This window comes from Peribacillus sp. NPDC094092 (genome assembly GCF_050279365.1).
GTDB lineage: Bacteria > Bacillota > Bacilli > Bacillales > DSM-1321 > Peribacillus.
In genome coordinates this window covers 1,339,069-1,357,820 of record NZ_JBNNUC010000001.1, presented here as the reverse complement: position 1 = coordinate 1,357,820, position 18,752 = coordinate 1,339,069, and the positions used below count along the sequence as shown (strand labels likewise).

Here is an 18,752-nt window from a genome sequence, read left to right as displayed (position 1 = left end):
GAGATTTCGATGTTAGCAATGTTTTTTTGGGCCTTTGTCATCGGTGGCTTGATCTGTGTCGTCGGCCAGCTTCTTTTCGATGTTGCCAAGCTGACACCAGCACATACGTTAAGCTTGTTCGTTGTAATAGGGGCTGTTCTTGGCGGATTTGATTTATATGAGCCGCTTGTTGACTTTGCCGGTGCAGGAGCAACCGTACCGATTGTTTCGTTTGGGAACTCGCTGGTGAACGGGGCGATGATGGAATCGGAAAAACATGGAATCGTTGGCGTACTGACAGGTATGTTTGAAATTACGAGTTCCGGTATCTCTGCTGCAATCGTCTTTGGTTTCATCGGAGCTTTGGTTTTCAGACCAAAAGGATGAAATAAGCGGAAATAGGCAGCCTGGATTAGGACATGGCCTATACATATTTGTCCAGACCTACATATGTTATCAGTAAGCTTTAGCGAGAGCGAGGTGATATGTATGTTTGGTTTTGGTGGCTACGGTTGTTGTGGCGGCAGCGGCTATGGATACGGCGGCGGTTATGGCGGTGGATGCGGTGGCGGTTCCACTTTTGCGATAATCGTTGTATTGTTTATCCTATTGATCATTGTAGGGGCTTCTTTCTGCTAAGGTAAATGGAATAGGCAGAAGAAGCCTATTCCATTTTTATTTTTGTTTGGGCCAAGCACATTTTTCTGATAATGCCATAGGATAGGTACAGAAAAGGGAGGGGCTTAGGTATGGATAATAACTTTTTTAAAAACATAGAAGGTAAAACGGGCGTAAATATGAAAGATGTATTAGAATTGGCAAACTCGCTGCAAGGAGCCAATTTCAAAGATGAAACAACTGTTAGAAATGTCATTAAGCGTGTTTCAAAAATTGCGAACAAACCGGTCAATAAGGAAACGGAAGATAAAATCGTCCATTCGATCGTAGCTGAAGGGAATAAACTGGATTTCGGTACTATTTCCAATATGATAAATAAAAAGTAAAAAAAGGCCTGCCATCATGCAGGCCTTCAGTTTTTTTGTAAGCTGGATAGCATCAGCCTTTGGTCAAAGCTTCAGAAAACGTGATGGATGGGCCGTCCGTCCGCGCCTAGTTTGCAGGATGGAAAGGTAAAGGTCCTTTTTAGCCCTGGTTGCCGCTACATAGAGTAATCGTCTTTCCTCTTCAAGAGGGGATAGTTCCCCTTTCCGGTAAGATTCAAGTGCGAAATCATGAGGAATGCTGCCATCTACAGCAGCAAGAACATATACGGTATTATATTCAAGCCCTTTGGAACGGTGTATGGTGGTAAGCTGTATGGCATCCTTAAAATGTTTCGAGAGCTGTTTGATCTCTTGGACCATCGCAGTCATATGATCGACATGTTCAAGGAAAGCGGCGACGGTGGGAAAACGATTTGCTGCGACCTTTAAGTCGCGGATGTCATCGGATCCTTTTTCCAGGTTCGCATCATTTCCGCGTTTTTTTACATATTCCTGGTATCCTAAATCTTTCTCGATGATTTCTAAAGCTACGAGTGGCGACATAATTTTCAAAGAGCGGATCAGTCCTGGAATCGCTTTTAATTTTCGTTCTTGAAAAGCATGTCCTGTCTTAACAAAAGCAAAAGCATCAATAAAATCACAATCCTGCAAGATTGTCATTGCTTTTAACTCCTGTAGTATACTTTGCTTTAAGAATAAGGAGGAAAGGACATCAGATGCTGACTTGCTGTCATGAGGAAACAAACTCAAGCGCATAAAGGAAAGCATCCCGCGGATCACCCTGCGCTGATAAAACGAATCTGCATCCTTTTCAATGACGAATGGCAGGTTGGAGGCGGCCAGCCGTTCAAAAATGGCCCTGGACATCGTGTGTGTCCTGTACAATACTGCAAAGTCCCCAGGGTTTGCTCCCTTGGATATTTTCTCTTGGATATCGGATACGATCATCGTTGCTTCCAATTCCTCATCATGAGGATAAAATAAAACAGGGGGATTTCCTGAATCATGCTGTGCCCTCATCTTTTTCTCCATCCGGTTCTGGTTGCGCTTGATCAATCGGTTCGCTGTAGCTACAATTTCATGGGAAGAGCGGTAATTCTCCGTCAGCTTCACAACTTGGGATCGGGGGAAATCATGATTGAAATTCAAAATATACTTCGGATCGCTTCCCCGGAATGAATAAATGGATTGATCATCATCTCCAACTGCACAAACATTTTTTGAGTCAGCAGAGAGGAGTTTTATCAATTCATATTGAACTTTATTGATATCCTGAAACTCATCCACCAAAAAATAGTTAAACCTTTGCTGATATTTCTTTAAAAAGTCCGGGTGATTTTTTAAAAATACATAACAGCCTACAAGCATATCATCAAAATCATACTTCCCTGTTTGCTGTTTATATTCTTCATATCTCCTATATAAAAATAAACACGATTTCTCCCAATCGTCCTTAGGGTGAATATCTTCTGGAAAGGCCAAAGAGTTTTTCCAAAGCCCGATTTGTTGAAGGGCTTGATCATATGCAAATTCCTTATCATCAAGTTCCAATTCCCTTCCAGCCTGTTTCAATACCTTTTCTTTTTCCCATTCCCACTTCAATAGGAAATCGCGCTGCCATTTGGCCGGTTCATGGAAAATCAGGATTTTATAAAAGATGCTATGAAATGTCCCGCTAACGATTTGAGAAACAAGGGAAGGCGTCATATAGGGATAGCCGAGCAGACGCTGCTGCATTTCCTTTGCGGATTTCGCAGTAAATGTTACAAGCATGATACTTTTTGGATCAATCTTTTTCACAGTAAGCATATAGGCAGTGCGTACCGTCAATACGCGGGTTTTCCCGCTGCCTGCTCCTGAAAGGACGAGAATTGGACCATCGATCGTCATTACCGCCTTGAGTTGCTCTGCATCGAGTACAACCCCTGATGAGGATAATTCTTGAAAGTATGGTTCCTCTGGCTGTGCCAGACCATATGGTTTATCTGAATATTTCGGATTGCCGGTTATGGGCCGGCTTTTAAGGAAAGGTTCTGTAATGGTTTTGGTTTCCGTAATGGTCCGTGATGTTGGAATCCTAAATCCATTCTGTTCCATATATTCTAATGGCTTGTCCTCGTTCATCGGTTCTGAAATTGGCATTTCACAGGGTCCCTGCGACGGGTCACTATGATAAAAATAAGGTGTCTCATGGATTCCAATAAATAATTTCACTGGTTTATGACAAATGATACAAGAAAGCTGATCACGTTTTCCTTTTTCAAAAAGTGTCTGCAGCTCACCAGCTGAAACGGTATGTAAATGTACGATTTCATTGCCAGATTTTGCTTGATTCATATAAATGGATACCTCTAATCTATTAAAAATATCGGCAATACTCATCATACCAGAAGATTAGGAAAAAAGAATGCGGAAATCATGTTTAAATTATGGTTCTGGATGGGTAATTAAATGACAACATAATGATTTGAATATAAGGAGGGTTACAATGGGGTACATAGCACCTGTCACACAATTTGATTATATTCAATATGCCAACAGGACAATCGAAGCTGCAGAGAAAGTAAGAATTGTTGAAGGAACGGCACCCATTCAACCTATCCGTTTTGATCAGGTATTGGAAAGGGAAAGCATGGGAGGATTACTTCAAATTCAAGATAATGATCGGGTAAGTGCTTTTGGAGCAGACGCATATAAATCTCAAATGGGCATGAGGATAAAGGGAGATTTAACGCCTGGAATGACAGGAAAAGGAAGGTTTATCAACATAATTATTTAGTTTCCCATGAAAGACAAAAGAGGACACGAGAAGTGTCCTTTTTGTGTTGATTTTATTAAAGGATGTCAATTTCCACGATTAGAGCTAACAATAGTTGCAGTAATAGTTGGATGTTTAGGGCGATTTGTGCATCAGTTGTTGTAATGTCGATATCACGGCTGTTTTCAACAATTGTTTTTTGGCGCGTGATTTGTTTAACATTAGAAGATTGGATTAATTCTTGAGTGATCTTTTCAGCATTATCAGCATCTGCAATGGAAATGCTTACGATGACCGCAATAGCAGCTTGTAGGGCAGCTTGCAGAGAAAGGGCCGCTTTAACATCCGTTGAAGTGATATTTACATTACAAGAATCTTTAATGTAAATAAGTTCTTCAGAAAGCTGTACTTGATTATTATCCTGTCTTGCCTCTTGGTCAATCTTTGTGTCATCGTCGTTACAGAATCCTGACAGGGGATGTCTGGAAGCGGAATCTAGAGCCGACCATGATCTTTCAGAATCATCATGTGTGTTACAATTGCTACGATATACATTTTGGTTCATGTTGTTTTTTCCTCCTTAGGTTTTATTCCCTATTAAAATATGCTTTGATGATTAATCGGGTTGGACGAATAAATCAGTTCATTCGTCTATTTTTTAAATACTTAGAGAAAGTATTAGTGTGTGGGGGATGAATAATAAAGAAGCTGGAGCTTTAGGAATGAAATGTATGTGCTGCTATGTCTCGGTTTACTTATTTCTCGCCAGCAAGTAGGGTGATTAGGTGATATGGTGCGTCATTTATCTTTGGAATCCTTGAATTTGTTGTGAATGGAATTTGTAACTGGATTAACATCATGTTCCGTGATGTTCTTTTCTTGGTTTATGATTTTTAGTGATTGCTCTTGTAAATAACGTATGGTTTCTTTAAGGTTGTTTTTCTCTCTTTCAGTTAGATCGACTTTTTCCTTTTTGAAACCATGTTTTCTCATAGTCCTCGAAACCAGCAGTTCCATCAGTCTTTTTTGAGACTCCTCCAAGTTAAAATCATTGTTACCCATAAAATTTTCCCTCCTTCTTGCTTTCTATATATAGACTATGTATTTTTGAGGAGATTGCCATTGAACCCAAATGGTTTTTTTTATAAAACGATATTTAAGTCCAGGAACGAACAAAAAAGCTGTCCAATCAGAAGACTGAATGGACAGCTTTTTTATTTCATAAAATGGTTTTCTTCATCGTTTTATGAGGAATGCCAGCATCCATGAATTCGTCGGAAACGATCTCATACCCTAATTTTGAATAAAAAGGGATAGCATGCACCTGGGAATCAAGCTTCAATTGAGGCACTTCCTGCTGGATTGCGTATTCCTCGATAGCATTCATGATCATGGCACCGGCACCTTTCTTACGGCCCGATGATCGTACACAAATGCGCTGGATTTTACCGATGTTGTCAATGACCCTGAATCGGCCGGCACCGATTGGCTGATGCTGCTCATCATATAAAACGAAATGCGTGGACTCTTTTTCATATTCATCGATCTCTTCTTCAAGAGGTACGTTTTGTTCTTGGACGAACACTTTTTTTCGGATCATATATGCATGTTCAAGTTCTTGGCTGTTCTCTGCGATTTTTACAAACACGAAATCATTCAGCTCCCAATCTAAATGTTTCATAAACGGTCCATGCCCCGTCTTCAAGTTGATACAGCAAGTGAACTCGTTTCACCTCTTCTTCATGGCTGATGTCAAGCATGCTTAATTGGCCTAAAACATCAGAATGCTCATTATCGGATAAATCTTGAGCGATGGTAATATGCGGGACAAATGCATGTTCACTTTCACTTTTTATGAAGTCCTCATTGTTGAGTGCATCATGAAGCTCTTTAAGCCCTTCGGATAATTCCACTTTGAAATAAATAGTGTTGCTTACGGGTTGGAAAGACTTCGTTTTCGTAACGCTCATCGTAAAAGGCCTGCACTTTTGAGCAATGCTTTTTAATTGTTCAGCGATTGTTGAAATTTCCATATCCGTCGCTTCGAACGTTGGTTTAAGCGTCAGATGCGGTGGTATGAAAGCATATTTCGTATCATACCGTTTGCGATAGGAGTTAGCTAAATCTTGAAGTTTTTTTGAAGGGAAAATTGCAACACCATATTTCATAAATAAAACCTCCTGATATTTTTTTATTGTTGTATTATAGTTGGACATGTTTTTACTTGAAACCATCTCAAAGAGAGATGGTTCGAGTAAATTAAAACATTTCCAATAGTGCTCGTTTTAAATCTGCCTGCCAGTATTTCCAGGTATGATTACCTTCAAATTCTTCATAGAAGCAAGGAAATCCTTTTTGGTTTATTAATTTATGCAATTCCCTATTTGGTTCTATGAAGTTTGCCTTGTTGCCATCCGTCGTCGGAACATCTGTCTCATCAGTCCCGATCACATGATAAAGTTCGAGAAGATGCGGATCCTCAAAATTACGTACAGCGTCCATTACTGCTTCATTGGCAAGCGGCGACTGCATGATGCATTTCCCGAAGGTATGCGGGTACTGCAAAGCGGCCAATAAAGAAACTGTACCGCCAAGGGAGTCACCGATCAAAGTTCGACCATGTCCCATTTGATAGGTTGGGAATTCATCATCTAAAAACGGGACAAGTTCATGGGCAAGAAAACGTATGTATGCAATGTGCTGTTCACCGTCCGGATGATATTTGCGCCAGCGGTCAAAGCGGTCTTTATAGGGAATGCCGACAATGATGATATTCTCGATCTCATCGTTCCCTAACAGTTCATCTGCTACCCGGCCAATTCGGCCCATTTGAAAATAATCACGGCCATCCTGAGCAATCACAAGCGAATATTTATACAATGGCGAAAAGTTAGCAGGCAAGTAAACAAGCAGTTCCAATTCTTCTGCTAAAGCTTCGCTTTTAAACATGTACTCTTTAATTGTGCCTTTGCGTAAACTCATTTTCCCGCACCTCAATGATAAATATTAATGAAAAACAACTTACTTGATTATTTTAGCATAGCCTTGCGACTTTTTCCCGTGACAAGAATTTAGAATATAAAATTTTCGCCATATTTTCTAAAAATTTAAATTATAAGGTGGTATAATACAAGGATATAGAAAAATAATACAAAAAAAGGTGGCGAATAAAATGGCAGATGTACACGTACACAGCAGGGAAGTAACAAAGGCGGCTAAACGAACATTATTAGAGCGTGGTGTCAGTGTGGAGGCAATTGCAAAAATCGTTTACGAATTGCAGTTCCCGTACAAAGCTGATCTTAAGCTGGAGGAATGCATCCACAGCGTTGAGCGTGTCCTGTTGAAAAGGGAAATTCAACATGCCATTTTAGTCGGTGTGGAGCTGGATAAACTGGCAGAGCAAAAAAAGCTATCAGAACCCCTTCAATCGATCGTTGAGTCCGATGAAGGGCTATTCGGAGTGGATGAAACGATTGCCTTTGGTGCAGTTCTCGGTTACGGAAGCATTGCTGTAACGACCTTTGGCCATTTGGATAAAAATAAAATAGGCGTCATACACGAACTTGATAAGAAGCAAGAAGGAATCGTGCATACCTTCCTGGATGATATCGTTGCAAGCATTGCCGCGAGTGCCGCCTCAAGGTTAGCTCATCGTCTGAGGGATGAAGAAGAATCGTTAACTGAACAGGAAAAGGACATCCAGGAAGAAGAAGAGTTAATAGGTTGAACCTTGATTAACAATCTTCATCCAGACCTGTCAAACCGGGCCTTAATGAGGCGGGCAGAAAGGATATTGGCCACTTTAAATGTCCGTTTTGTCTGCCTTAGAAAACAGAATGCGTGAATATGGCCTGGGTAAATCTCAAGCACCTGAATTTTCCTCTGCGTAATCTTCCCTTGTTCGGAGAGATAAATGATCTCCAATGGAGCATTTTCTTCCATATGTTTACGAAGTATATATTTCATTCCCTGTCACTCCTTTGCTGACTTGCTTGCTATCATTATATGCGAACATACGTTTTGTATGCAAGTGAAAAGGGAACGTTAGTTCTTTTTTGTGGTGGGATAAAACAAACACTTTTTAATATAATGGGGTGTATTTTTAACTAAAAAACAAATAACAAATTATGTATTGCTGTTTTGTAACATCTTCTTTTAGCTCTTCAACTTCCCCTTCTGACCTTTCTTCTAACGGTCCTCGCAGAAGTACAATGGCTGCTTCTTCACCAATCCCAACTGAAGTGCATTATACCTCATCTCATTGTCAGGTAGAGAAGAGAGAATCTGTTTCCACGCTTTAATTAAATTAGTTCATTTTCATTGCTGATTTTGAACAAATAAAAGAGACCGCTAATTGTGTTCTTTTTTAGTGTTTTTTTTAAGTGTTTGAAAAAAGTGAAGAAGATAATTTTCTAATATGACTTCCTACGACCCTTCTTAAAATTGGTTTATAAATCATTGGATTTTTGCTGTTTTAATTAGTTTTATATTTACTTTGTACCATATTGTACAAACACCTTTTCTTTTAGTGAATAAAATAACCAGAAAATAAAAAAGAAAAGGTGATTATAATTAAAACTCATTATACTATTTCACATTGTAATTCCTTTGTAGACACCACATATCTTAATAAGAAATGTGTTCAAAAGAAACCGGACGATTGTCACAGCTGTCATAAGAAGCACAATGACTGTATTTGTATGGAAAAGAAACCGGACGATTGTCATAGCTGTCATAAGAAGCACAATGACTGTATTTGTGTTCGAAAGAAACCGGACGATTGTCATAGCTGTCATAAAAAGCACAATGACTGTATTTGTATTCCGAAGAAACCGGATGATTGCCATTGTTGTCATAAGAAGCACAATGACTGTATTTGCATTCCGAAGAAACCGGATGATTGCCATCGTTGTCATAAAAAGCACAATGACTGTATTTGTATTCCGAAGAAACCGGATGATTGCCATCGTTGTCATAAAAAGCACAATGACTGTATTTGTATTCCGAAGAAACCGGATGATTGCCATTGTTGTCATAAAAAGCACAATGACTGTATTTGTATTCCGAAGAAACCGGATGATTGCCATTGTTGTCATAAGAAGCACAATGACTGTATTTGTATTCCAAAGAAACCGGATGATTGCCACTGTTGTCATAAGAAGCACAATGACTGTATTTGTATTCCGAAGAAACCGGATGATTGCCATTGTTGTCATAAGAAGCACAATGACTGTATATGCGATCAAAAGAAACCCGATGACTGTCACTGTGAAGATAAGAAACAAAATCTAGTGAGAGCATCTGCGTTTAAGGCTAATAAGAACACACCGCAACTTTACAAAGCAGCGGTTACTCCCTCTGTAAAAGTTTTATACCAAACTGAACAATTTGATTTAGCAAATGAATATAACCCGCATATATCAACATTTATTCCAACTGAGAATGGAATTTATGAGATAACAGCAAAAGTCTCATTTTGTCCGTCAAAAAGAAAAAGTGATAATTCCTCAAAAAACAAAAAAGAGTGCAAATGTGATTATTGTAAAAGAAATAGCTGCAACTGTGATTATTGTAAAAAAAGTCATTCTCCAAAAGACAAAAAAATACGTTCTTCAAAAGAAGGATACAAAGCATCCATTTCAATTAACGTAAACGGAGATGATATAGATATTGAAAACGACTTCTTTGAGAGATCAAGACCTATTCAGCTATCGATTACTACAATCCTTCAGTTACAAGCCGGAGATCGGGTACAAGTAATATTTAGCGCAGGTGCAAACGGAGAAATTTTAGCAGAGGCACCTTTAACCAACTTTCAAGCTGCTAGATTCCCCTCTCCTATGTAAAGATCTTTTCTGCTTTTTTGCTTAAGTCTTAGATTGAGCACATAGACATCCTATTTGTTAATTAAAGTTGAGAAAATCTTATGTGTAGGAGCCTAGGATTCTCCTCATAAATGGTTAGTTGAATTCTATTCTGAGAAATTTTTGGGTCAGATCCTGCTGGCTTCTTATCTTCTTTGACTTTGTTCAAAAAAGCGGTTATCGGGAAAAGAGGGTAAACTCTATTGAACACTCAGAGTCAACTCCCATTGTCATGACTAAAATAAAGACAACAACAGTATTGGACTACAAAAGATACCTTCTCATTTGGGCTGCTTTACGAAGAATAGGGGATAATGGATATAGGGAAATCATTAAGATGTAATCGTTTAAATATTGAACTGATTCTTACAAGCTTGCAACTTTCAAGGATTAACTTTCCCAGGCCACTTTACGATAAAAACTTTTTTAGCAAAACTACTTGTTTTATTTTGAATACCACTATATAATAAATCTTGTCCAGTAAAGAAGTAAGCAACTAAGTAAGGTTTAAAACCAAGCTCTAAAGAGCTTGATTTACATACGACTTGTTAGCTCAGTGGGAGAGCACTTCCTTGACAGGGAAGGGGTCGTGGGTTCGAATCCCTCACAGGTCATCAACTAACAAAGGCTCAAATCCTTGATATCACAGGGATTTGGGTCTTTTTTTATTTTGTCTTACTAGATGAGAGTTTAAATCAATGATAGTGATTTGCTCACATTTTGCTAACGTGACTTCTGAAGGGCGTTGTGGAAAATATCTGCCACTTCATCATCTTGGTTGGGCATCATATGGGCGTAATGCTCTAAACAATGATTCCAGTTGTTGGTCTGGATGTTGCTAAAGGAGAGAGTTAAGTTCAGGCATTTTTGATCAATCTAAACCGTGTGTGACGAGCTTTTCAATGAAGCACATCAAAGAGGAATTAGATCTTTTTTAGACTTTGTAAAAGAGTTTGAAAAGAGACATGGTAGATGCCTATGGGCATTTTAGAATCTACAGGACATTACCACACTCCTGTTATTCAATACTGGTTGAAGAACCGAATCTTTTTTTACCTATAGTAGAACTGCTTGAAGCAGGTTACCTGCCAATTGGGCCAGAAGGGAATACATTTTATCTCGTTTAAGACAAATAAAGGTGCTATATAGAGAAGAGCTGGCTTTATATGTTGCTGGCTATATAGAGGGTTCTGGTGCAAAAACTTCAAGATAATTGTAAATAATCTCTAAATCTTGGACATACTGATACTATTACTCTAAAAAAGATGAGTGGTCAGTATGGAAAAGCAAAGTTTAGTCAAGTGGAAACATTATCAACCTGACATGATTTTGTTAACAGTGAGATGGTACCTGCGGTACAACTTGAGCTTTCGTAATGTAGTGGAGAAGATGGAAGAACACGGTTTATATATGGCTCACACAACGGTTATGCGTTGGCTTCATCAATATGGACCGGAATAGATGAAAGGGTACGTCGTCATCTAAAGTAAACAAATGACTCCTGGAGAGTCGATGAAACGTACATCAAAGTAAAAGGTCAATGGATGTATCTGTATCGTGCTGTGGATTCCAAAGGAAACACGATTCATTTTTATTTCAGTAAAACAAGTGACAAAAAGGCTGCAAAGCGCTTCCTCAAGAAAGCCTTGCGGTCTTTTCATGTTTCTAAGTCTCGTGTCAGGTCGGTCGATAAGAATCCTGCTTATCCTATAGCAATAGAAGGATAACATAGTGGAGCAAGATCAGCGCTTTATAAAGAAGCGAGTCCGTTCTATGCTAGCATTAAAAACGTTTCAAACAGCCAAACAGATCATCAGTGGAGTGGAGATAATGCATATGCTGAATAAAGGACAACTTCAACAAGGGGTGAAGTCTGTCCAAAGTTAGATTGAATTCATACATAAATTATTTGGAGTAGCATCATAATTCATAGATGAAAAGGACATTGAAGTTCTATGTTTCTAACAGGTATATTTGCACTAGAACCGTAAAGAGCGGGTCGTCTCCTTCTGCAGCATCTTAGTCTAATTTTTTTACTGCATCGAGTATATTTCTTCTTATGCGAGAAATGATAAATCTGAGAGAAAGGGGGGCGATTCATATTTTTTTCTCCGGTTTATTTAAGAGGAAACGTTCTTCAAAATACCAGCAAACAAACCAAAATGTTTATTCAGAAAAACTTAGTTCGATAGATCATTATCCGCTGTATCCTGATTTATCGATGAATATACAAGTACTTCAGCAGATGTTTCACCATGCTCCGGATTTGGTGATTCGCCACTTCGAATTCGCCGGAAATGGAACAAAGGCAGCTTTAGTATACGTAGATGGTTTAACAGATAAAAATTCAATAAGCAATAGCGTTCTAAATGCCGTGATGCAATCCTCTTTCGACCCAAAGAAGGGATTGCCTGCAACTGTAGGGGATGTTGAAGACGTCCATTCATGGAACTCCGTTGAAAATGCACTTTTTGCAGGTGACAGCGCCTTATTCATCCAAGGGGAAACTAAAGCGTTTCTTTTGGATACAAAAGGATGGCCTCAAAGAGCGATTGAAGATCCGAAGTTAGAAACATCACTGAAAGGTGCCCATCAGGGATTTGTAGAGACCGGAGGCCAGAATGTAGCAATGTTGCGAAGATACATTCCTAACCGAGAATTGATCATTAAGGAACTTACAGTCGGTGTTCGCGGAAAGTCAAAGGTCTTTATCGTTTATTTGGGAGATGTTGCTAGTGAAGAAGTACTGCAGGAACTTGAAGACAGAATCAAACAAATTCAAATGGACGTGATAATTAATACTGGTGAACTATCTGAACTCATTGAAGATAACCCATATTCCCCGTTTCCTCAGTTTATATTAACCGAGAGGCCGGACGCAACAGCTTCACATATTCTTCAAGGTCGATTTGCCGTTATCGTCGATCGTTCGCCATCTGTTTTAATTGCTCCGGTAACATTAATGTCTTTTCTTCAGAGTGTTGATGATTACAGCACACGCTGGTTAGCTGCATCATTGATACGGTTGCTGCGATTTTTCGCTTTTATGATCACATTATTTCTACCTTCAACATATGTAGCCATTATATCCTATAATTACGAAGTCATTCCTTTAAAGCTTTTTTTATCCATAGCCGAATCACGGGTGGTTGTGCCCTTTCCGCCAATCATAGAAGCACTCCTGATGGAGGTTACCATTGAAATGATGAGAGAAGCAGGCGTTCGTCTTCCGGCTCCAATAGGCCAAACGGTTGGAATTGTGGGAGGAATTGTGATCGGACAGGCAGCTGTTCAGGCAGGTATAGTAAGCAATATTATGGTGATTGTCGTTTCTGCAACGGCAATCGGCTCATTTATCATTCCAAGTTATGACATGGGGACGGCTATTCGAATGCTGCGATTTCCCATGATGTTATTAGCAGTCATGTTTGGAAGTACCGGAATCATGATTGGTGCCATGACGTTGATTGTCCATTTAATTAGTCTTGAATCACTGGGAACTCCGTATGCAAGCCCATTAGCTCCTTTCCGGTTTGCTGATATGAAGGACTCATTTATTCGTTTTCCTTTATGGAAAATGATTACACGACCAAAAAGTGTAAGGACCATTCAATCCAATCGTCAAGGAAAGCCTAAAAGATAAGGTGAGGAAAATGAAAAAATACACTCATAATGAAATCACCCTCCTGCAATATATTTTTTTAATTGTTGGGACCCAAATGGGGGTCGGTTTTTTGTCGCTTCCTAAAGTTGTTGCCGAAAAGGCTGGAACAGACGGCTGGATGGGCCTCATCATTGGTTGGATATTAAGCGTTGCTGCCAGTATTATTATGGTGAAAACGGCTGAGAAGTACCCAAATGACACGCTGTACGATCTTCTTATCCGATTTTTTGGGAAAATACTGGGTAAAGTGGCTATTTTCATTATTCTTGGATACACTTTATGCTTTTCTTTGATGATATTTATTAACACTTTTCTTTATATAAAAGCATGGTTTCTTCCCAATACACCTGACTACTTAATTGTGTTGTTATTTTCAATCCCGGTATTATTTATAGTCAGGAGTGGTCTCCGTGTTATTGGAAGATATAATGAATTGATTTTCTATATGACGATGTGGCTCCCGGTAATTTTTTTGTTGCCATTAAAAGATGGAAGTTTCTTGAATTTACTTCCATTGTTTAAAGTTGGTTGGGAGTCAATTTCAGCTACCGTGCCGCCGGTCATTTATTCGTTCCTAGGGTTTGAACTTGTCTTTTTCTTTTATCCTTTCTTAAAGAAAAAGCAATATGCCATTCATGGAATTATTATTGCCAACACCCTATCGATGTTCTTTTATCTCTTTGTAACCATTAGCTGTTTTGTTTTCTTTAGTCCGGATAGCATTACCGGTTTTAATCAGCCTGTCCTAAGTATGCTTAAAGTGATTGAATTCCGGTTTATTGAACGTCTTGACGTGGTTATATTGAATATTTTGATCCTTTTTTCCTCAAGAGCCTGGATCTTGTACATGTACTGTACGGTCTTTAGTTTCAGTCAATTAATGAATAAGCAGGATCATAGTTTATATGTGCCCGTTTTGTTAGGTTTACTTGTCGTGGGCACATTTTTTGTTCAACCAACATGGATGCAAGTAACAATCTGGCAAAAATGGGCATCGAATGCCGGGATTGCGGTAGCATATGTGTTTCCCGTTTTTTTATGGATTTACAGTTGGGGATATGAGAAATTTTCACGGAGGAGATTTTCATGAGCCGAAAAATAGGATTGTGTCTTTTAATCCTTGTAATGATACTCTCTGGGTGTATGGATGCTACACCAATAGAGGAAGTTAGCGTCTCACTTATTTTAGGCCTCGATTTAGATGAAGAAGATAATTTATTAGTGTATATGTCAAGCCCGATATTTAGTAAAGAGGCAAAAGATAAGGAAGAAGTGTATGAAGTTAAATCATACACCCTCCGACATTCAAGAGAAAAATTTGATGCGAGGGTAATAGGATTAACATCAGGAAGTAAAACGCAATTGCTTTTGGTGGGAGAACGACTGCTTAAAAAGAAGGATTGGTTTGACTATCTCGATCCTTTCTTCAGAGATCCTAAAAATACAGTGTCCGCGCGTGTTGTCGCTGTAGATGGATCTGTTGCAGATGTTATTTTCAATAAACCAGCAGATAAACCACGACTATCTCTATATTTAACAAGTTTAATTGATGCTGCCGCCAAGAGGAATATTGTGAAAGATACGACCCTCCAGGATTTTCACAGACAAATGAAGGACAAAGGGACAACGGCGTGGATCACCCAAATCAAAAAGAAAAAAAGAATCGAGCTAACAGGCTCCGCACTGCTAGCTCAGTCCGGCCAGTATAAAATAACAATAACACCTGAAGAAAATCAATTATTAAATGTTTTAGAAGGTAAACAAAAAGGTGATTATTCCATAACTATTCCGGTTTCTATGGACTCCGCCAGTAAGGGCAAACCATACATCAGCTTCTCCATTTCAGATTTGAAAGTAAAGAAGAAAGTAAAGTTCAATGGACGCTTTGTATTTGATATAAATGTAGATTTACAAATCTCGCTATCCGAACAACTCTTTCCATTCGATGTCCGAAAAGATTATGCAAAGCTTGAAAAAAGCATTACAAATGAGCTTGAGCATGAAACCAATCAATTAATTCAAAAAATACAAAAGTCTCAAATTGATCCATTAGGACTTGGTCTGTATGCAAGAGCCTACACTTATCAAGAGTGGAAAAAAGTACAAGAAGAATGGGGGAACACTCTGGCAAAATCAAAAATAAACATACATGTAAAAACAAAAATTAAGGGCATAGGATCAACGAATTATCAATAGGAAAAAGCTTTCATAATGAAGGGATGCTGAGAACCGATCCCGGTTTCTAGGATAAGGTCTCTTTTAGGGATTAAATCTGCAAGCTTTTCTTGTGTAATCAAAAATAAAAGATTCCAGATAAAAGTAGTATAAACCGTAAAGAAATAATGGCCATTAGGAAATTACCTAAAGTCGGAAATAGCTTGGGTATTACGTTTCCAGTTGAAATGTTGAAAACTGCAAATTTAGCTTTTGGAGAAGAATTAGAGGTTGAGTTCAAGGGTGAAGAAATCATTTTAAGGAAAAATAAAAATGTGAAATTACCTAAAGGTGTAGATGCAGAATTATGGAAATGTTAACGAAGCATTCAAGGAATTGGTGATTGATAATATGCCATTGGATATTATCTATCTTTCCACTAATCAAATTATTCGCTATCAATGCCATTAAAATAAAAGTTTATTCTCCTACTGAACAAATCGGGGTGAAAGATCCCGGTCTCCTTGATTCTGCAGTGAACAGACCTAGACAAACTTTTTCGAGAATGATGCTTACCCATCTATTCATGAAAAGGCTGCAGCCTTATTCAAATCCATTTCAAAAAATCATGCGTTCCACAACGCAAACAAGAGGACAGCAATTGCTTCCCTTATTATGTTTCTGAAGATCAATCATTATCAATGGATAATGGGAATAGAAGAAGAGCAAGATTTTGTTGTAGATGTCGTCAACCATAAGTATGATTTTAAAGCTATCGCAAGAATCATCCAAGAGAACATAAAGGCTTTATAAATGGGTTCGAGATTCATGCAGCAAATAAGCTAATTGGGTCTTTACCTAAGGCAAAGCCTTTTGCTTATTCAGCTAACGATGGAGGTAAAAACAAGCCCACCTTTTTCGTCTTTCTTTAAAAGGAACATAATCATATTCCTCGGTAAAATCCACTATACGATAATGTGTTGGATCATCATTACGATCAAATACCATACAAGGGAATTTTTAAATGTGTGAATTTATTATCTCAAAAGTTTATTATATTGATAAAGGAAGAATAATTTAATTACTACTATAATGAAGTAAGTCTTTAAAAGGGAAGTGATAGTTAAATGCTTTATATAAGCGATATCGAAAAGATAATTAATAACACATTAAATGAGCACAATTTGGATATTATTCATGAATTTGATAATAACCTGAGTGCACCTATGAGTTATAACGTTTCGACCAATACTATAAAATTCAATTACCTTCAAGTTAACGGTTATAAAGGGAAAATTAGAATTAAAGAGACAGAGGAAGACTTTGTTAAAATTATTCTTTATCGTATGATTGGTTATTATTTAGATTTTAAGAAAAACAAACATGATTTAAGGATTTTAATGTATGGTCATGAAGAAGAAAAAGAAAAGCTAAAATCTGAAATTGAAACCAATGCTTGGGACTATGGGAGAACATTAATACCTGAACAACTATTGGAGTCATATGATAAAGTTCGTGAATTAGATAAAATGCTAATAAATTGATGTACTCTAAGAAAATGGAGACCCGACTTTAAACTAAAACAAGAAAAAGAAGCTCCTTGGAGAATCTCTCTGAAGCTGACTTTTGAGTGATGGCGATTTAACTCAATAAGGAAGGTTGCTGAGATAGCCTTTATCCAAAGGGGCAGGCTTGTTACAAGCGTAGTGTGTTTCGTACTGTGCAGCTATATTGAGGTACAATAACAATACTTTTAACCATTAGTATATTATAGTTAATTAAATATAAATTATATGGGGCACTTCCTGACTTTTCTTAGTCATCTTCCCTCTGTAATGGAAGGGAGACTAAGACGATATGTCCTCATACCACATTAAAACAATGTTAGAAACCTTAAAACAGTATAATAACTGTGAAATAACATTAACATTCAAAAACAAAAATAGCATACCGTTATTGTCTGCATGCTATGACAATAATTGTTATGAACTAACACATTTGGATACACAGTATATCGAAACCTGTGACGATATAGAATCTACTATCTCAGCAATTGATAAGGTTATGCAAGATAGTTCTAAAAAGACCTCTAATTTATAGAGGTTTTTTGTTTCATAGTTTGTTTTGTCAACTCTATTCCTCATCTAATGGGTGCGGTAGCTGAAAATCGGAGTTGTTTAAGGCAGCTCTTTCACTAAAGGCGCAGTGTAGTTGAAGAAGAAAAGGAATGTATGGGTGTTGAATTAATACCCAACTATAGTTTTTATAATGTAACTGCCGTGCAGGAACAAATATTAAGATAGTGGTCAGAATAATTGAAAAAGAAAAAAGAGTCGGCGATGCGACCCTTGATTTTCCGTGATTACCTTAATAAGTATTTATTCAATGCTTGTTGTAAAGTTCCTAATGTTTGTGCTTTTTCATTTAATCTCATCCCTAAGTTTATCATATTTCTAACCACTTCAGCTCTTAACCCGGTAATCACAGTGGTGCATCCCATTAATGAAGTGCCGTCAATAATCTTCATTAAATGATCAATTACTTCAGGCTCCATTTCCATAATTCCAGATAAGTCCATAATCAATGTTTGAATACGTAATTTTCCAATCTCTATTAAAACTTTTTCCTCTAGAATATTCGTTCGGTAAAGATCAACCGCACCAATTAGAGGCAAAATACATATAGTGGGTGTTATTGGTATTATAGGCACCGAAAGATTTTCAACCAATTCTTTTTGAGCCATTATCAATGAATCTTTGTATTGAGAATATGTGATGAAAAAAACATTTAAAAATCTGTCTACTTGATTATTAACTTGTTTTTCTACCGAAAAAAATTCTTCAGTAATAACCTTATTATTTACCTCATTAAATTCTTGCAGGAACCTCCACAAAGTTCTTCGAATGGCTTGCACCCACTCTAATTTGAAAGATAAAGGTATTGCGTGTGTCGCCCAAGCTATACCTTCTTGTTTAGCGAATGATTGAAGTTCTTGTTCTTTAGACTCAATAATGTACTGAACCAGCTTATGGGCATTATTTATCAGGTCGATATTACCGATCGTTAAAATTTCTTCAATTTTATCTTTCACATTAAATGCTTCGTTTAATAATGAATCTTCAAAATCCGCTTTATTATCTTGGATGAATTCCAGTAATTTATATGTATCTAGTGACCCCTTCATAATTTAATCCCCCTATATTTTATATACCAAAACTACAATTACCCTGATATCATAATGACTAAACCCATTTACACAACTATTTTAACGGGAAAATAGTTGTATTTTTGTTAATTATTATTGTGAATATCTTCACATAAATTAA

Annotated in this window: 20 protein-coding genes, 1 tRNA gene and 2 pseudogenes; 15 read left to right on the top strand and 8 right to left on the bottom strand. The window is 37.7% G+C overall.

Annotated features, from left to right (window positions below):
* Positions 1 to 9 precede the first annotated feature (9 nt).
* From spoVAE to ACQKNS_RS06485, 3 genes are all read left to right on the top strand, one after another.
* Positions 10 to 366 carry a stage V sporulation protein AE gene (spoVAE, locus tag ACQKNS_RS06495; RefSeq protein ID WP_283901583.1) on the top strand — a complete coding sequence of 119 codons (357 nt, stop codon included), beginning with the start codon at positions 10 to 12 and terminating at the stop codon, positions 364 to 366.
* Positions 367 to 468: 102 nt separating this feature from the next.
* On the top strand, positions 469 to 618 hold the full coding sequence (locus tag ACQKNS_RS06490) for a YjcZ family sporulation protein (RefSeq protein WP_427641690.1): 150 nt from the start codon (positions 469 to 471) through the stop codon (positions 616 to 618).
* A 110-nt stretch (positions 619 to 728) separates the two neighbouring features.
* The gene (locus tag ACQKNS_RS06485) at positions 729 to 983 is read left to right on the top strand and encodes a stage VI sporulation protein F (RefSeq protein WP_034314458.1); all 255 of its coding nucleotides are present in this window, start codon (positions 729 to 731) and stop codon (positions 981 to 983) included.
* A 63-nt stretch (positions 984 to 1,046) separates the two neighbouring features.
* Here the strand turns inward: ACQKNS_RS06485 and ACQKNS_RS06480 are convergent, their stop codons facing one another.
* Positions 1,047 to 3,320, bottom strand: coding sequence for an ATP-dependent helicase (locus tag ACQKNS_RS06480; RefSeq protein ID WP_427641689.1), 2,274 nt, complete (start codon positions 3,318 to 3,320; stop codon positions 1,047 to 1,049).
* 151 nt (positions 3,321 to 3,471) lie between these two features.
* Here ACQKNS_RS06480 and ACQKNS_RS06475 point away from each other — a divergent pair, with 151 nt between their 5' ends.
* Positions 3,472 to 3,762 carry a hypothetical protein gene (locus tag ACQKNS_RS06475; RefSeq protein ID WP_427641688.1) on the top strand — a complete coding sequence of 97 codons (291 nt, stop codon included), beginning with the start codon at positions 3,472 to 3,474 and terminating at the stop codon, positions 3,760 to 3,762.
* 55 nt (positions 3,763 to 3,817) lie between these two features.
* Here the strand turns inward: ACQKNS_RS06475 and ACQKNS_RS06470 are convergent, their stop codons facing one another.
* The 5 genes from ACQKNS_RS06470 to ACQKNS_RS06450 form a co-directional block, all read right to left on the bottom strand.
* The gene (locus tag ACQKNS_RS06470) at positions 3,818 to 4,306 is read right to left on the bottom strand and encodes a spore coat protein (RefSeq protein ID WP_251431300.1); all 489 of its coding nucleotides are present in this window, start codon (positions 4,304 to 4,306) and stop codon (positions 3,818 to 3,820) included.
* A gap of 233 nt (positions 4,307 to 4,539) precedes the next feature.
* Complete coding sequence (locus tag ACQKNS_RS06465) at positions 4,540 to 4,803, bottom strand: hypothetical protein (protein ID WP_427641687.1); 264 nt, start codon at positions 4,801 to 4,803, stop codon at positions 4,540 to 4,542.
* 157 nt (positions 4,804 to 4,960) lie between these two features.
* Positions 4,961 to 5,422 carry a GNAT family N-acetyltransferase gene (locus tag ACQKNS_RS06460; RefSeq protein ID WP_427641686.1) on the bottom strand — a complete coding sequence of 154 codons (462 nt, stop codon included), beginning with the start codon at positions 5,420 to 5,422 and terminating at the stop codon, positions 4,961 to 4,963.
* Positions 5,394 to 5,909: a YjcG family protein gene (locus ACQKNS_RS06455; protein WP_427641685.1), complete on the bottom strand. Its 516-nt coding sequence runs from the start codon at positions 5,907 to 5,909 to the stop codon at positions 5,394 to 5,396. Before ACQKNS_RS06455 ends, ACQKNS_RS06460 begins: the two co-directional genes overlap by 29 nt.
* 91 nt (positions 5,910 to 6,000) lie before the next feature.
* Positions 6,001 to 6,723: an alpha/beta hydrolase gene (locus ACQKNS_RS06450; protein ID WP_427641684.1), complete on the bottom strand. Its 723-nt coding sequence runs from the start codon at positions 6,721 to 6,723 to the stop codon at positions 6,001 to 6,003.
* Between the two features lie 190 nt (positions 6,724 to 6,913).
* Here ACQKNS_RS06450 and ACQKNS_RS06445 point away from each other — a divergent pair, with 190 nt between their 5' ends.
* Positions 6,914 to 7,471 (top strand): phosphatidylglycerophosphatase A family protein, encoded by a 558-nt coding sequence (locus ACQKNS_RS06445; RefSeq protein WP_034314446.1) that lies wholly within the window; start codon positions 6,914 to 6,916, stop codon positions 7,469 to 7,471.
* A gap of 17 nt (positions 7,472 to 7,488) precedes the next feature.
* Here ACQKNS_RS06445 and ACQKNS_RS06440 read toward each other — a convergent pair whose 3' ends face one another.
* The gene (locus ACQKNS_RS06440; protein ID WP_076367067.1) at positions 7,489 to 7,710 is read right to left on the bottom strand and encodes a hypothetical protein; all 222 of its coding nucleotides are present in this window, start codon (positions 7,708 to 7,710) and stop codon (positions 7,489 to 7,491) included.
* A gap of 720 nt (positions 7,711 to 8,430) precedes the next feature.
* Here ACQKNS_RS06440 and ACQKNS_RS06435 point away from each other — a divergent pair.
* The 10 genes and pseudogenes from ACQKNS_RS06435 to ACQKNS_RS06390 all read left to right on the top strand — a co-directional run bounded on the left by ACQKNS_RS06435 (position 8,431) and on the right by ACQKNS_RS06390 (position 16,970).
* Positions 8,431 to 9,036: a hypothetical protein gene (locus ACQKNS_RS06435; protein WP_427641683.1), complete on the top strand. Its 606-nt coding sequence runs from the start codon at positions 8,431 to 8,433 to the stop codon at positions 9,034 to 9,036.
* Entirely contained in the window at positions 9,036 to 9,590 is a 555-nt protein-coding gene (locus ACQKNS_RS06430) for a hypothetical protein (RefSeq protein WP_427641682.1), read from the top strand. Before ACQKNS_RS06435 ends, ACQKNS_RS06430 begins: the two co-directional genes overlap by 1 nt.
* A 560-nt stretch (positions 9,591 to 10,150) precedes the next feature.
* Positions 10,151 to 10,222: transfer RNA gene (locus ACQKNS_RS06425), tRNA-Val, on the top strand.
* A 664-nt stretch (positions 10,223 to 10,886) separates the two neighbouring features.
* Positions 10,887 to 11,495, top strand: a pseudogene (locus ACQKNS_RS06420) (IS6 family transposase).
* A 181-nt stretch (positions 11,496 to 11,676) separates the two neighbouring features.
* Positions 11,677 to 13,251 (top strand): spore germination protein, encoded by a 1,575-nt coding sequence (locus ACQKNS_RS06415; protein ID WP_427641681.1) that lies wholly within the window; start codon positions 11,677 to 11,679, stop codon positions 13,249 to 13,251.
* Positions 13,252 to 13,261: 10 nt separating this feature from the next.
* A complete protein-coding gene (locus tag ACQKNS_RS06410) occupies positions 13,262 to 14,362 on the top strand; it encodes a GerAB/ArcD/ProY family transporter (protein WP_427641680.1) in 1,101 nt (366 codons plus the stop codon).
* Positions 14,359 to 15,468, top strand: a complete 1,110-nt coding sequence (locus ACQKNS_RS06405; RefSeq protein WP_427641679.1) for a Ger(x)C family spore germination protein — start codon at positions 14,359 to 14,361, stop codon at positions 15,466 to 15,468. The genes ACQKNS_RS06410 and ACQKNS_RS06405 overlap by 4 nt, the downstream gene beginning before the upstream one ends.
* A gap of 146 nt (positions 15,469 to 15,614) precedes the next feature.
* Positions 15,615 to 15,806, top strand: coding sequence for an AbrB/MazE/SpoVT family DNA-binding domain-containing protein (locus ACQKNS_RS06400; protein ID WP_427641678.1), 192 nt, complete (start codon positions 15,615 to 15,617; stop codon positions 15,804 to 15,806).
* A gap of 41 nt (positions 15,807 to 15,847) precedes the next feature.
* Positions 15,848 to 16,239, top strand: a pseudogene (locus tag ACQKNS_RS06395) (type II toxin-antitoxin system death-on-curing family toxin).
* Positions 16,240 to 16,553: 314 nt separating this feature from the next.
* Positions 16,554 to 16,970, top strand: a complete 417-nt coding sequence (locus ACQKNS_RS06390) for a hypothetical protein (RefSeq protein WP_144526961.1) — start codon at positions 16,554 to 16,556, stop codon at positions 16,968 to 16,970.
* A gap of 818 nt (positions 16,971 to 17,788) precedes the next feature.
* Here ACQKNS_RS06390 and ACQKNS_RS06385 read toward each other — a convergent pair.
* Positions 17,789 to 18,610 (bottom strand): STAS domain-containing protein, encoded by an 822-nt coding sequence (locus tag ACQKNS_RS06385; protein ID WP_427641677.1) that lies wholly within the window; start codon positions 18,608 to 18,610, stop codon positions 17,789 to 17,791.
* Between the last annotated feature and the right edge of the window lie 142 nt (positions 18,611 to 18,752).